The organism is Eggerthella lenta DSM 2243, from assembly GCF_000024265.1.
Classification (GTDB): Bacteria; Actinomycetota; Coriobacteriia; order Coriobacteriales; family Eggerthellaceae; genus Eggerthella; species Eggerthella lenta.
Map to the genome: position 1 here is coordinate 1,983,932 of NC_013204.1, position 14,343 is coordinate 1,998,274.

Here is a 14,343-nt window from a genome sequence, read left to right on the forward strand (position 1 = left end):
TCACCCCTCCTATGCCTTCTCGATGTCGACGAGGAACGCCTTGTACTCGGGCACCCAGCAGTTCGGGTCGCCCACGTTCGGCGGCAGGTCGTTGACGATGTCTCCGGTGGCGAAGTCGCCCGCCCAGCCGAAGTGGTGCGTCATGCCCACCTGGTGCACGGTCTCGCCGTTCACCTTGAACGGCTTAAAGCGAGGCGTGACCAGCGCCATGACCTCGACCGACCCGCGGTTGTTGAACACGCGGACGCGCTCGCCGTTCTCGATGCCCTTTTCGGCCGCCAGTTCCACCGACATCTCGACGAACTGCTCGGGCATGGCCTCGTTGAGGGCCGGGCACGTGCGGGTCTGGCCGCCGGTCTGCCAATGCTCGGTGACCGAATAGGTGGTCACCGCGATGGGGTACTGGCTGCGGTCGCCGCGCTTGACCGACTCGAACTCGGCGAAGCGCACGCACGGCGAGTTCTGCCGTCCGTTCAGCTTGTTGTCCGCCGGGCTCTCGAAGGGCTCGTAGTGCTCGGGCAAAGGACCGTCGCCCATGCCGTAGCTCTCCAGGCGCGCGTTCTGCTCCCACAGCATCATGAACGCCTTGTTGTTGGGCGGCACGGGCGTGCCGTTCGACACGGCCACGAAGTCGCCGACGTCGTTCTGCACCCACTTCTCGCCCGTCCATTCGACCAGCACCCGGTTCGGGTTCCAGGGCTTGCCTTCCAGATCCGCCGAGGCGCGGTTGTAGATGATGCGACGGTTGAGCGGCCAAGCGAACGACCACTTGGGATGCAGGCCCAGCCCCGTCGGGTCGTCGGCGACGCGGCTGCCGATGGCCTGCTCGGCCGGGTCGAGCGGAGCGTCGTTGTTGGCCCAGAAGCCGGTGTAGATCCACATGCCGCAGGCCGTGGAGCCGTCGGCCTTGAGGTTCGCGAACGTGCTCAGCAAATCGGGCGCGCCGTTCTCGAAGCCGCCCTCGGCGTAGTTGTAGCCGTTGAGGGCCCAGGCCACGGGGCGCGGGTCGATCTTGCCGTCAACGTAGTAGTCCCACTTCGTGTTGACGACGGGCTCGGGAGCCACACCGTCTTCCTTCTTGTACAGGTCGACGATGGCCTTCCACAACACGTCGCAGATCTCGTAGTCGGGCTTGGCGTCTTCCCACGGCTCGACGGCCTGGTAGCGCCACTGCAGCCAGCGGCCAGAGTTCAGGATGGTGCCCGGCTTCTCGTAGATCAGCGCCGCGGGCAGGAAGTACACCGTGGTGTCGATGTCGGCGGCGTTCATGTCGGGGGCCTTCCAGAAGGTGGCGGACTCCGTCTCCACCCAGTCGGCCACCACGAGCCAGTCGAGGTTCGCCATGGCGCGGCGCACGTTGCTCGCGTTCGGCGCCGAGTGGCAGGGGTTCATGCCCCAGTTGAAGTAGCCCTTGATGATACCCTGGCTCATCAGCTCGAACGAGCCGATGATGGAGTAGTCGGGGCTCTTCGGCACCTTCGGCCACCAGTCGTAGCCGTAGTCGTTCTCCACCGTGGCCGCGTCGCCGAACCATTCCTTCAGCGCGGAGACGATGAACTTCGGCTTGTTGGTGTAGTAACCGTCCGCGTACGTCTCCTTCTCGCACCATTTGCGCAGAGACGGCGTGCCGTACTCGGTGGGCCAGTTCAGGTAGCCGGGCTGGTTCGCCACGAGCATGCCCATGTCGGTGGCGCCCTGCACGTTCGGCTCGCCGCGCAGCGCGTTCACGCCGCCGCCGGCCACGCCGACGTTGCCCAGCAGAAGCTGCAGGATGCCCATGGAGCGGCAGTTCTGCGCGCCGTAGGTGTGCTGCGTCTGGCCGAGTGCGTACAGGATGGTACCGGACTTGTCGGGAGCGCCGGTGGCCGCGTAGGTGGCGTACACCTTCTCCAAAAGCTCCTTGTCCATGCCGCACGTGGCGGACACGGTGTCCAGGTCGTAGCGTGAATAGTGCTTCTTCATCTGCTGGAACACGCACATCGGGTCCTGCAGGGTCATGTCGCGCTTCGGCACTTCGACGGTGGGAGGCGTGAACTCGGGCACGCCCTCGGCCTTGGCCCAGGCGTAGGCGCCGCCCTCCGAGGTGTCCCACTCCTTCGTAGACTCCACCTGGTAGTGCCAGGTCTTCGCGTCGTAGGTGGCGCTGTCCTTGTCGAAGCCCGAGAAGATGCCCGTCTCCACGTCGAAGGAGTACTCCTCGTCCAACAGGTAGGACGCGTTCGTGTAGTTCAGCACGTACTCGTGCTGCCACAGGTCATGCTCGAGAATGTAGTTAAACAGACCGCCGTAGAAAGCGATGTCGGTGCCCGAGCGGATAGGACAGTAGATGTCCGCCATCTCGGCCGAGCGCGTGTAGCGCGGATCGACGACGATCCACGTGGCGCCGTTGTCAAGCGCCCTCTGCACCCACTTCGACGAAACGGGGTGGTTCTCGACGTTGTTGGAGCCGATCGTCAAGATGACGTCGGCGTTCTGCATGTCGCAATAGTGGTTCGTCATCGAACCGCGACCGAATGTTGCTGCCAGACCGGCAACCGTGGGGCTGTGTCAAACACGAGCCTGGTTGTCGATGGCTATCACCCCTAGCGACCGCATCATCTTGTTGATGAGGTACTCTTCCTCGGAGTTCTGCTGGCTGCCGCCCAAGCTGGCGATGCCGTGGCAACGGTTGACCGTGATGCCGTTGGACACCGTCTCGAACGTGGCGTCGCGCGTGTCCTTGACCCAACGCGCGATCTCGGCGACGGCGTCGTCCCAGGTGATATCCTCCCACTCGGAGGCGCCGGGGCGTCGAACCATCGGACGGGTCCTGCGGTTCGGGTTCTTGATCACCTCGCGCGTGGCGGGATCCACCACGTTGCGCAGCTGGAACATCGTGGCGCCCTTCGGGCACAGGCCGCCCTGGTTGACCGGATGGTCGGGGTCGCCTTCGATGTTGATCAGCTCGCCGTCGCGGGTGGAGCAGATCACGCCGCAACCGCCGGAGCAGTAGCAGCAGATGTTCGTGTACTCCTCCGTGTTCACGAGCTTCCAGTCGGCTGCGGGCTCGACCGCCAGCGCCTCCGACTGTGAGGACAGCTCGAACGCCATGGTAGTGGCGAACGCTGCGCCGGCGGCTTTGAAAAAGCCCCTGCGTGACAGATTCATGTCCTCGTTCTCCTTCCTTCTTGTCTTCTCGTCCCTTGAGAACCTCATGCGCCCGAAACCAGCGGGAGAACGTCGCCGAGGGCATGGGGAGACGTCGTCCTGCTCGTGGTACCGGTACATGCATGCCGTGGCCGAGTCGGCAGCCCTCCACCGCTCGACCGCCGCAATCCTAACAAGCACCATCGGATGCGACATCATCAGTTTCTGATGAGGCGACCCGTTTTATGCGCAAAGTCCCGTGATCTATTCGAGAATATTCGGTAAACGTCATACTTCCCCTTGAAGAGGCAAAACGAACGGTCGCTTTCCGGCTGCGAACGGCATAGGCGGTTCCGGCGAACGGCCAGCGCGATCCGGGTACGGCACCGAAGGTGGGATGCATGACGCCTTGGAGGCGGGACGAACGGCCGACGGGACGGACTGCTATACTGCGAGAAACGACCGATTCGTCGCATGCGAAAGGAGTCCCATGAGCGAGACAGAGCGCATTCGTCTCACCCGCCTTACCGAGAAGGGCGGTTGAGCGGCGAAGTGGGGTCCGGGAGACCTCGAAGAGATACTGAAGGACATCGCGCCGCCGCCCGACGCAGATTTGCTGCTGGGCTTCGACACGTCCGACGACGCCGCCGTCTACCGTCTGAACGACGACACGGCCGCGGTGCTGACGCTCGATTTCTTCACCCCGGTGGTGGACGACCCCTACGAGTTCGGCGCCATCGCCGCGGCGAATGCGCTGTCCGACGTGTTCGCCATGGGGGCGAAGCCTCTGACGGCGCTCAACATCCTCGCGTTCCCGTGCAGCCTGGGCACCGACGTGGTGGCCGACGTGCTGCGCGGCGGCGCCGACAAGGTGCGCGAGGCGGGCGCGTTCGTGGTGGGCGGCCACTCCATCGAGGACGACGAGCCGAAGTACGGCCTGTCGGTGTTCGGCACCGTGCACCCCGACTGCATCGTGCGCAACGGCGGCGCACAGCCGGGCGACGCGCTGTTCTACACGAAGGTCCTCGGCTCGGGGATCATGAACTCGGCGTTCCGGGCCGGCTTCGAAGACGACGAGGGCATGCGCCCCGTCATCGCGTCCATGATGGAGCTCAACAAGGCGGGCTCCGAGGCGATGGCGGCCGCGCACGTGCACGCCGCCACCGACGTGACGGGCTTCGGGTTGGCCGGGCACCTCCACGAGATGCTGGACGCCTCGGACGCGTCGGCCGAGCTCGTCTGGGACGACCTGCCGCTGTTCGAGGGCGTCTACCGGTATTCCTGCGACTTCTGCCGCCCCGCCAAGACGTTCGGCATCATCGACTGGGCGCGCGCCTTCGTGAGGCAGGGCGGCCTCGGAGACGAGGAGTTCGAGAACCGCATGGGCGTGCTGTGCGACCCGCAGACGTCCGGCGGCCTGCTGGTGGCCGTGGCGCCCGACGAGGCCGACGAGTTCGCGCGCGCGTTCGAAGCGGCCGCCGGTCGCGCGCCCGCGCTGATCGGCCATGTTCGCGACGGCGCGGCGGGCGAGATCAGCATGAAGTAGGGCCGCATCGCCCCGAAGGGGGCGATGCGGCCGGCGGACGTTGCACGGGAAAGGCTATGTCCTTAACTTATGCGCACCTTCGCCATTGAAAACCCCGGGAAAGCGCCATGTTCGCGACTTATGCGCACCTGCCGAGACGTCGAACGGACGAAAGTACGCCTCGGTTAATTTCCGACCTGCGTTTTTAAAGCACGTAGCACGCGAAGGCGACGCAAACGGGCGATTCGGCATGGCGGAAGCGCACATAAGTCGAGGACATGGGCGAAATGGACCGATTCCGCGGCAGAAAGCCGACGCGGCTCAACTTCGGCGCCCCTCCCCTTCCGCGGCCAGCAGCGCGGCTCCCACGGCGCCTGCGAAACGCGCGCGGGACTCGGTGGCCACGGGCTCGCCCAAGCGCGCGCCGAGGCGCTCGACGAAGTACCCGTTGTCGCACAGGCCGCCCGTCAGGAAGTAGGGCGCGCCTTTGCCCTGCGCGACGAGCACCGACACCCGCTCCACCACCGATTCGATCACGGCGTACGCGATGTCCTCGCGCGGCGTTCCCTTGCCGATGAGGCTGATGACCTCCGATTCCGCGAACACCGTGCACATGGACGAGATGGACGTGGGCGCGCCCGCCCGCGCGAGGCGCGCGAGCTCCTCCTGGCTGACGCCGAGGCGGTTCGCCATGACCTCGAGGAACTTCCCCGTGCCGGCCGAGCACTTGTCGTTCATCGCGAACTTGACCACCTTGCCGCCGCGCAGCACGATGACCTTCGTGTCCTGGCCGCCCACGTCGACCACGGTGCCCCCGCCGCCGAACAGGAAACCGGCGCCCTTGCCGTGGCAGGTGATCTCGGTGACCACGCGATCCGCATAGGGGACCGCGACGCGTCCGTAGCCCGTCGCGACGCAGGGAAGCCTGCGCGGGTCGAAGCCGCGCGCGAGCAACTGCTGGGCCAGGCGCTCGGCCGCGTCCACGCTGCTGAACCCCGTAGGGCACACAAGCGTCTCGGCGAGCCGGCCGTTTTCGAACACCGCCGCCTTCGCGGCCGTGCTTCCTACGTCGATGCCGATCGAGGGCATAGGCTAGGTCCTTTCATCTTTTCTTGGCGCGGAGGGGTGCCTAGTACAATTCCACCTCGTGCACGGCCTCGTATGCCAGGCCGCCGCTCTCGAAGGCGTCCAGCAGCGCGTCCCGCTCCTCGGCAGGGACGCACCAGGCCAGGCCGCAACCTGCGGAAACCTCGGATGGAATGGGGATCATCCTGCCTGGGAGGCCCGTCTCGCGGGCGGCGGCCTCGACGGCCATCGCGTCGCTCGTGGACGCGAAGGTCACCACGGCTTTCGGCGTCTTCCTCCGCACGGCTCAGGCCCCCTCGGCGATGGCGGCCACGGCGGCGATGCCGGCGTCCACCTCGTCCTCGGTGTTGAAGCTGCTGAAGCTGAACCGCACGGCGCCCTGGCTCTGCGTGCCCAGCGCCTCGTGCATGAGCGGCGCACAATGGGCGCCGGCGCGCGTGCAGATGCCGAATTCGGCATTGAGCGCGTCGCCGATCGCCGCGGAGTCCGCATCTCCCACGTTGAGCGCGACGATGCCGCAACGCCCCGCGTCGCCGCCCCCGCCCAGCACGCGCACGCCGTCGATGCCGCGCACGCCGCGCTCGAAGCGCTCGGCCAACGCGCGCACCTGCGCGCCCAGCTCCTCCACGCCGCGCTCCTCGATATAGGCCAGCCCCGCGCTCAAGCCGGCGATGCCGTGGGCGTTCAGCGTGCCCGCCTCCAGGCGCTCGGGCATGCGCGCGGGATGATGCCGGTCGTAGCTGTGCGTACCCGAACCGCCCACCTTCAGCGGCTCGATCTCCACGCCTTCCGCCACGGCGAGGCCGCCCGTGCCCTGGGGGCCGTACAGGCTCTTGTGCCCGGTGAACGCCACGACGTCCAGCCCATCGCGCCCCATGTCGATGGGCACGACGCCCGCCGTCTGGGCCGCGTCCGCCACCAGCAGCGCGCCGCGCTCGCGGCACAGGCGCGCGATGCGGGCGATGTCGTACACGTCGCCGGTGAGGTTGGAAGCATGGGTCACCGCCGCCAGCCGCGCTCCCGGAAGCGCCGCCTCCAACGCGTCGTAGTCGAGCGCGCCGCGCGCGTCGTGGGGCACCACGACCACCTCGCAACCGCGCTCGTCCGCCAGACGGTACAGCGGGCGCAGCACCGAATTGTGCGAGGCGGCCGTGGTCACCAGCTTGTCTCCCGGCCGCGCGAGCCCGGCGATGGCGGTGTTCAGCGCCTCGGTGGCGTTGCTGGCGAAGGATACGCACGACGGATCGGCCGCACCGAACAGCCGAGCCAGCTGCTGGCGCGCCCGGAACACGGCATAGCCCGCGTCGAGCGACGCCTCGTGCACACCGCGGCCCACGCCCCCGAAGCTGTTGACGGCCCGCGCCACCGCCTCGGCCACCTCGGGCGGCTTGACGGCGGTGGTGGCCGCGTTGTCGAAGTAGATCATAGCTCCACGATCCTTACGTCTCGGCCCGGCCCTACGGGCGGATGATGCCGCGCGCGCTCGCCTGCTTCTCCACGATCACGTACATGTTCGTGGCCTCGCCCACTTCCAGCTGCTCGGCCAGCCCGTAATGGTTCAGGCACGTGCCGCAGCTCATGATCTCGACGCCGGCCTCGGCGAGCGTGCGCAGGTCGTCGAGCGACGAGGAGCCCGTGCAGGCGAGCTTCACGCCGCCGTTGTACATGAGCACCGTCTCCGGCAGCTCGTCGAGCTGCGTCAGGGCGAACACGAAGCCCTTCATCAGCACGGCTCCCAGCTCGTCGTCCCCCGAGCCCATGAACTCGGACGGGATCACCGCCACCCGGCCGCCCGTCGGGGCCGGATCGACCGCCGGGCAGCTCGCGGCGCTTCCCGCCTGGCCGTCCGACGCCGCCGCGCCCTTCGAGAAGGTCACCGCGAACGCATCTTCGCCGCGCTTCTCGCCGACGGCTTCCACCTTGAGCGTCTTCGCCAGCGCCTCCAGATTGTGCACCGCGGTCTCGTTGTCAACGAGCACTTCGAGCACGCCCTCCCCCATGGCCGAGAGCGCCTTCTTGGCGCGCACCACGGGAAGCGGGCACGCCTGACCCCGTGCGTCGATCTGCTCCATCGTCTTCCTTCTTTCTCATCGTCGGTTGTCATCCCGCACGGCGACGGCCGTGGCGCTTCCAGCTGGCGCCTCACGGGATCCTTCGACTCCGCGCTGCGCGCTGCGCTCAGGATGAAAGCATGCACGGCCTCCGCACCGCCTGCAGGACGACAGCCTACCGCGGTCGTTCTCCTTCAGCAAAATATGTCGCGCCGCGCGTTCAGCTGGCGCGGCAGCCGGGCTACGCCCTCGATCGGGACGCCCTCCTCCTGCGCAAGGCGCTCCAGCAGCTCCACGTCGTCGCACGACGCGAGCAACGACACCCCGCAGGAAGCGCGCGCGGCGCGGGGCGTGGGCGAGATCCTCGCCTTGGCCCCCGCGTCGCGCGCCAGCTCGTACAGACGCCAGCCGTCGGTATGGCTCGAGAACAGGATATAGCAATCCTCGGGACGTGCGTCCTTGTTCACGGTATCGGCAGCGTCTTGTTGCATGGCCTTACGCGTCCAGCATCTCGATGAACGCGCCGATGCGCGTGCGCAGCTGCTCGGCGTCGTTGTCGGCGTAGTCGGTCTCGAGGCCCAGGCACGGGATGCCCTCCTCGGCAAGCGCGTCCGCCAGCGGCGCCTTTTCCACGTCGTAGAGCGTGCAGAACTTGAGGTTCGCGTCGATCACGCCGTCGACCTTGTACTCCTTCGCCATGCGCACCACGTCCGCGACGCGACCCGGGTTCGGCGTGAAGCACGCGCAGTTGTTCTTCATATAGCGCTGCGCCAACGCCTGGAACATGCCGTCGAGCGTGCCCTCGCCCTCGTCCACCTCGTTCTCGAAGTAGCGCGTGCCCGTGCACATCTCCTCGCACACCACCACGGCGCCGCTCGTCTCGACGATATGGTGCAGCTTCCAGTTCGGGATGGCCAGCGGCGTGCCCGTGATCAGGATGCGCTTCGTGCCGGCGGGCACCACGCCCTCGCCGCGCTCGATGCGCGCTTCCAGCTCGTCGGCCAGCTTGTTCGCCGTCTCGGCGCAGCGCACCGGGTCGTCGAAGAACGCGATCTGCATCATGAGCAGGGCGTCCTTGCCGCTGATGGGCACCGGGTCTGCCTTGCGCGCCTCGAACACGCGGGCCAGCGCGCGACGCTTCTCGTTGATGGTGCGAATGGCACGGGCAAGGTTCTCGGCCGTCAGTTCGTTGCCCGTCTCGGCCTCCACCTCCTTGGCGAACAGCGCGATCTCGTCTTTCCACGCCGCGATGTCCTTCTCGCGCTTCATCTGCGGCACGTCCATGACGTAGGTCTTCTTGTCGGCCCCCAGGATCTCGTAGGCCTTCTTCTTGCCGTCGCACGTGGTCTCGCCCACATACATGTCGGCCACGCTGAAGTACGGACACGTCTTGCCGAAGTGCGCGCCGAGCGACGCCTTGATCAGCGGGCAGATGCCGCTGGGCAGCACCTTCTCGCCTTCGGGCACCCAGAACTGCGAGCCGCCGCACAGCCCCGTGACGGCGCCGCCGCAGGCGACGACCACCTCGTCGGGCACGAACACGCAGAACGTGCCGAACACCTTGCCGCCCTGCTTTTGCAGCTCGATGAGCTCCGCGGGGCGCACGCCGTGGATCTCCGACACCACGAAGTCGTAGAACGCCATGTTCTCAGGGCGGTTCTCCTGCGTGAGGTACGTGTCGCCGAACGCCATCGGCAGCACGGCGCACAGCTGGTCGTGCGTCTCCAGATCCATGCCCAAGTCTTTCCACATTGCCTGATAGTCAGCCATGAAGGCCCCCTTCGATACCAGTCGATAGCAAAGTTGCGATGTTATTCGGTTGTCGTTGCAGAAATGACGGTGCAGCGTCGCCGGATGCGCGCATGCGCATGCGGGACGCGATGAGGTGCGCGATGATGAAGCGTCGCCTTGCATGCAGAAATGGCACCCGCGCAGAATCGTGCCAATGCGAGGCGACGAGGTAATGATACCGTATCGCAGCCGCCCGCCGCAATCGCAGGGCAGCTTATCGGCGAAAGGCCGGCGGAAAAGCCCCTACCGATCGACGTCCTTCTTCCGGTACACGAACCAGTACGCCATGCCGACGGCGACGCCGCCGGCGACGTTGCCCAGCGTGGCGGCCGACAGGTTCGTCGCGATGCCGGCCAGCGTCACCGCGTCGGGCGCACCCACCCCCATCGAGTTGAGCAACAGCCCCATGGGGAGGAAGAACATGTTCGCCACGCAGTGCTCGAACCCGCACGCAACGAACGCAGAGATGGGCAGCAGGATGCCGAGCACCTTGTCGGCGACGGTGCGCGCCGAGAACCCGATCCACACGGCCAGGCACACGAGGATGTTGCACATGACGCCCTTGAAGAACAGCGTCGTCCAATCGGGCGCCACCTTGCCCGCGGCCACGCTGACGAAGGCCTCGCCCACCGCGCCTCCGTTCATGGCGGCGACGTTCGCAAAGTGGACGAGCGCGAGCGCGACGAGCGCGCCGGCGAGGTTGCCGAGCCACACGAGCAGCCAGTTGCCGAACAGGGACCTCCAGCCGATACGGCCCGACGCTTTCGCGCACACCAGAAGCACGTTGCCGGTGAACAGCTCCGCGCCGCAGCACAGCACGAGCACCAGCCCGAGGCAGAAGCAGAGTCCGCCCACCGCGCGCTGCACCGCGAACGGCATGGAGGGGTCGCCCAGGAACACGCAGAAGTACAGCGCCCCGAACGCGATGAACGCCCCGGCCAGCATCGCGGACGCGAAGCACTTCGCCTTCGGCATGGCCGCCTTGGCCTCGCCGACCTTCTCGGCCTTCTCCGCGATTTCAGCCGGCGACAGCGCATCCGGCCTGAGCGTTTGGATCTCGTCCTGCATCATGATCGCATCTGGTTCCTTCCTTGCCTGGTCGCGGCTTCTTCGCGCGTCCCCTGCGAAGCCGCACGGTATGGTACCGCAACTCGCGGGCGCAGGGAGAAACAAAAGCGTTTTCCTCGACAATTTCCCCATCTCGTCGTCCTGCTCGTCGCATCGCCGAATCGATACCCGGCCGTCGGTGCATCGGCGCGCGCAACACTGGTATACTTTGGCGAGCGGCCGCGTCGGCCGCGCATCCCCGCACCCGTGTTCGAGAAAGGCGTTTCCATGGCGAATCCGTCACGCACCGATCTGCTCCGCGCGCTCCCGCAGGTGGAGGAGATGCTCCAGCTGCCCGAGGTGAGCGCGCTTCTGTCGCTCCTCCCCCGCAGCGTGCTGGCCGATTGCGTGCGCGAGGCCGTCGACGAGACGCGTCGAGCCGTGCTTGCAGGAGCATGCGAACGGGTCGACGTTCCGGCGCTCGCCGAATCGACGCGCGCCCGGGCGTTCGCCCGGGCGCGCCCGTCGCTGCGCCGCGTGATCAACGCCACGGGCATCGTCGTGCACACGAACCTCGGGCGCAGCCCGCTTGCCGACGAGGCCGTGAGCGCCGTGAGCGACGTGGCGCGCGGCTACTCCACGCTGGAGTACGACACCGATGCCATGGCGCGCGGCAGCCGCCACGACCATGTGGAGCGCCTCATCTGCACGCTCACCGGCGCCGAGGCGGCGCTGGCCGTGAACAACAACGCGGCGGCGGTCATGATGGTGCTCCACGAGTTCGCGCGCGGGCACGAAGCCGTGGTGTCGCGCGGCGAGCTGGTGGAGATCGGCGGATCGTTCCGCGTGCCCGACATCATGGAGCTGTCGCAGGCGCGCATGGTGGAGGTGGGCACCACGAACAAGACGCATGCCGTCGACTACGAGCGCGCCATCGGCGCCGACACCTCGATGCTGTTGAAGGTGCATCCTTCGAACTACCGCGTGGTGGGCTTCGCCGAGAGCGTGTCGGCGCGCGACCTGCGCCCGCTGGCCGATGCCGAGAACGCACGGCGCACGGCATCCGGCGAGCCGGGCGCGGGCGAGCTTCTGGTGTACGAGGACCAGGGATCGGGCGCCTTCCTGAACCTCGATGCGTTCGGCGCGTACGCCGAGCCCACCGTGGCCGAGTCGCTGCAGGCGGGCTGCGACCTCGTGTCGTTCTCGGGCGACAAGCTGCTGGGCGGCCCGCAGGCGGGCATCATCGTGGGAGCGAAACGGTTCATCGACCGGCTGAAGAAGAACCCTTACGCCCGCGCGATGCGCCTCGACAAGATGACGCTGGCCGCGCTGGAGGCCACGCTGCGCCTCTACCTCGACCCCGCGATCGCGCTCGAGCGCATCCCTGCGCTGCGCATGCTGTCCGAGCCGGCCGAAGCCGTGCGCGGGCGCGCCGAGCGGCTGGCGCGCACCTTGGAGGAAGCGCTTCCCGCAGGGGCGGCGCGCATCGACGTGGTACCGGATACCGCGCGGGCCGGCGGCGGCGCGCTGCCGTTGTGCGACATCGACTCGCATGCGGTGCGCATCGAGTTTTCGCGCGGGGACGCGCAGGGGTGCGAGACGTTCCTCATTGCGCGGCGCGACGTGCCCGTGATCGGGCGCATCAAGCACGACGCCGTGCTGCTGGACGCGCGCACCGTGGCCGAGGACGAGCTAGCCGAGGTCGCCGAGGCCGTGCGCGCCTACTTCGACGCGCTCGACGCCGGAGCCGAGGGGAGCCGCGCATGAGCGGGCGCACGCAGACCGACCTCGTGCTGGGCACGGCCGGCCATATCGACCACGGCAAGTCGTCGCTCGTGCTGGCCTTGACCGGAACCGACCCCGACCGTCTGGCAGAGGAGAAGCAGCGCGGCATCACCATCGAGCTGGGCTTCGCGCGCCTGGCGCTTCCCGACGGCACCGTGCTCGGCGTGGTGGACGTGCCGGGCCACGAGCGCTTCGTGCGCCAGATGATCGCGGGATCGACGGGCATCGACCTGGCGCTTCTTTGCATCGCCGCCGACGACGGCATCATGCCGCAGACCGAGGAGCACCTGGCCGTGCTGGAGCTTCTGGGCATACGCACCTGTGTGGTGGCGCTCACGAAAACCGACCTCGTGGACGAGGAATGGGCGCTGTTCATGGCCGATGAGGTGCGGGGCCGCCTGGCCGGCACGCCTTTCGCGGATGCCGATATCGTCCCCGTGTCCAGCCGCACGGGCGCCGGGCTTCCCGAGCTGCAAGAGGCTCTGACACGCGCGGCGCGCACCACGCGGCGCGCGAAGGCGGGCTCGCGCCTGCGCCTGCCCGTCGACCGCGTGTTCAGCATCAAAGGCGCCGGGACCGTGGTCACGGGCACCCTGTGGAGCGGGTCGGCCCGGATGGGCGACGAGGTGGAGGTGCTGCCCTCCGGCCTGCGCACGCGCGTGCGCAGCGTGCAGGTGCACGGCGAGCCCGTCGATCGCGCCGACGCCGGGCACCGCGTCGCCCTCAACCTGAACGCCGTGTCCACCGACGAGGTTCGACCGGGCGATTTCCTGGCCGCGCCCGGTGCGGCGAGCGCCACCGACCGCTTCGACGCCCACCTTGCGTTCCTCGGCGTGCCAGGCAAGGGCAAGCCGCTCGTCAGCGGCGCGCGCGTGCACGTGGCGCACGGCACGCGCGAGGTCACCGGCCGCGTGCTGCTCATGGACGGACGGCCGTCGCTCGGCGTCGGCGAGCGCGCCTACGCGCAGATCCGCCTCGACGAGCCGCTGCCCGTAGCATGGCGCGACCGCTTCGTCGTGCGCTCGTACTCGCCCGTGCACGTCGTCGGCGGCGGCGAGGTGCTGCGCGCCCGCCCCCGCCGCACCACCACGCTGGCACCGGGCGCGCTCGAGCTGCTGGACGCGCTGCGCGAAGGCGACGAGGCCGCCGTGGCGCACGCCGCGTTCGCGCTGACCGCCGCGCCCGTAACGGCCGCCGAGCTGGCGACGCTTTCCGGGCTCGAGGAGGACGCGGCCGCCCGCGAGCTCGAGGCCCTTGCCGCGCACGGCGCTGCGGTGCGCCTCGGCGGCGAGCGCGCGCTGCGCTACGCCGCCCCCTCCGTGCTGCAGAAGCAGCGCGCCGCCATCGAGAACGCCCTGCTGAAGTTCCATGCCGAGAACCCGGCCGCCACCGGCATCGCGAAGGACGCGCTGCGCCGGCGCTGCCTGCCGCGCGCGGACGCGGGCTGCTTCGACGCGCTGCTGGACGACGCGGTCGCGCGCGGCGCCGCGGTGACGGACGGGGGCGAGGTGAGCCATCCCAAAGCCGGAGCAGGCGCGCGCAAGCTGGAGGAGCAGGCCGCCGAGCAGCTGCGCGAGACGCTGGCCGCCGCAGCCGGGGCGCCGCCGTCCACAGGCGAGCTCATCGCATCGAGCGGCCTAGACTCCTCGCTCGTCCACCGCGCGCTGGGAAGTCTGGAGAAGCAGGGCCTCGTACGGCGCATCGGAGCCGACTTCTACTTCGACGTATCGGCGCTGGCCGCCTTCGAGCAAGCCGTGCGCGCCCGTCTGGTTGACGGCCCCGCCACCGCAGCCGAGCTCAAGGACGCGATGGGCACCAGCAGGAAGTACGCCATCCCCCTGCTCGAGTACTTCGACTCCCAAGCCGTCACTCGCCGCGAAGGCGACACGAGGGTGCCGGGAGGAAGATGACGCCCCGAGGGAGGTTCTATCC

General features: G+C 68.2%; 11 protein-coding genes. 3 read left to right on the top strand and 8 right to left on the bottom strand.

All coding sequences use genetic code 11. The annotated features are described in order from the left end of the window. Positions 1–9: 9 nt before the first annotated feature. A complete protein-coding gene (locus ELEN_RS08415; protein WP_143924739.1) occupies positions 10–3,147 on the bottom strand; it encodes a molybdopterin-dependent oxidoreductase in 3,138 nt (1,045 codons plus the stop codon). A gap of 469 nt (positions 3,148–3,616) precedes the next feature. Here ELEN_RS08415 and selD point away from each other — a divergent pair, with 469 nt between their 5' ends. Further along, positions 3,617–4,672: a selenide, water dikinase SelD gene (gene selD, locus ELEN_RS08425; protein WP_015760713.1), complete on the top strand. Its 1,056-nt coding sequence runs from the start codon at positions 3,617–3,619 to the stop codon at positions 4,670–4,672. A 300-nt stretch (positions 4,673–4,972) separates the two neighbouring features. Here selD and ELEN_RS08430 read toward each other — a convergent pair whose 3' ends face one another. From ELEN_RS08430 to ELEN_RS08460, 7 genes are all read right to left on the bottom strand, one after another. Continuing rightward, the gene (locus ELEN_RS08430) at positions 4,973–5,740 is read right to left on the bottom strand and encodes an acyl-CoA dehydratase activase (RefSeq protein ID WP_015760714.1); all 768 of its coding nucleotides are present in this window, start codon (positions 5,738–5,740) and stop codon (positions 4,973–4,975) included. Positions 5,741–5,780: 40 nt separating this feature from the next. Then, positions 5,781–6,020, bottom strand: coding sequence for a putative Se/S carrier protein (locus tag ELEN_RS08435; protein WP_015760715.1), 240 nt, complete (start codon positions 6,018–6,020; stop codon positions 5,781–5,783). A gap of 3 nt (positions 6,021–6,023) precedes the next feature. Continuing rightward, entirely contained in the window at positions 6,024–7,163 is a 1,140-nt protein-coding gene (locus ELEN_RS08440) for an aminotransferase class V-fold PLP-dependent enzyme (protein ID WP_015760716.1), read from the bottom strand. Positions 7,164–7,194: 31 nt separating this feature from the next. Next, a complete protein-coding gene (gene yedF, locus ELEN_RS08445) occupies positions 7,195–7,809 on the bottom strand; it encodes a sulfurtransferase-like selenium metabolism protein YedF (RefSeq protein ID WP_015760717.1) in 615 nt (204 codons plus the stop codon). Positions 7,810–7,982: 173 nt separating this feature from the next. Beyond that, positions 7,983–8,279, bottom strand: coding sequence for a putative Se/S carrier protein (locus ELEN_RS08450; protein WP_015760718.1), 297 nt, complete (start codon positions 8,277–8,279; stop codon positions 7,983–7,985). Positions 8,280–8,283: 4 nt separating this feature from the next. Beyond that, the gene (locus tag ELEN_RS08455; RefSeq protein ID WP_009307103.1) at positions 8,284–9,558 is read right to left on the bottom strand and encodes a double-cubane-cluster-containing anaerobic reductase; all 1,275 of its coding nucleotides are present in this window, start codon (positions 9,556–9,558) and stop codon (positions 8,284–8,286) included. Positions 9,559–9,822: 264 nt separating this feature from the next. Then, complete coding sequence (locus ELEN_RS08460; RefSeq protein WP_009307104.1) at positions 9,823–10,650, bottom strand: formate/nitrite transporter family protein; 828 nt, start codon at positions 10,648–10,650, stop codon at positions 9,823–9,825. 264 nt (positions 10,651–10,914) lie between these two features. On the opposite strand from ELEN_RS08460, the gene selA reads away from it, so the two are divergent. Continuing rightward, positions 10,915–12,393: an L-seryl-tRNA(Sec) selenium transferase gene (gene selA / locus ELEN_RS08465; RefSeq protein WP_009307105.1), complete on the top strand. Its 1,479-nt coding sequence runs from the start codon at positions 10,915–10,917 to the stop codon at positions 12,391–12,393. After that, positions 12,390–14,321 (top strand): selenocysteine-specific translation elongation factor, encoded by a 1,932-nt coding sequence (gene selB, locus ELEN_RS08470; protein WP_015760720.1) that lies wholly within the window; start codon positions 12,390–12,392, stop codon positions 14,319–14,321. Before selA ends, selB begins: the two co-directional genes overlap by 4 nt. Positions 14,322–14,343: the final 22 nt, after the last annotated feature.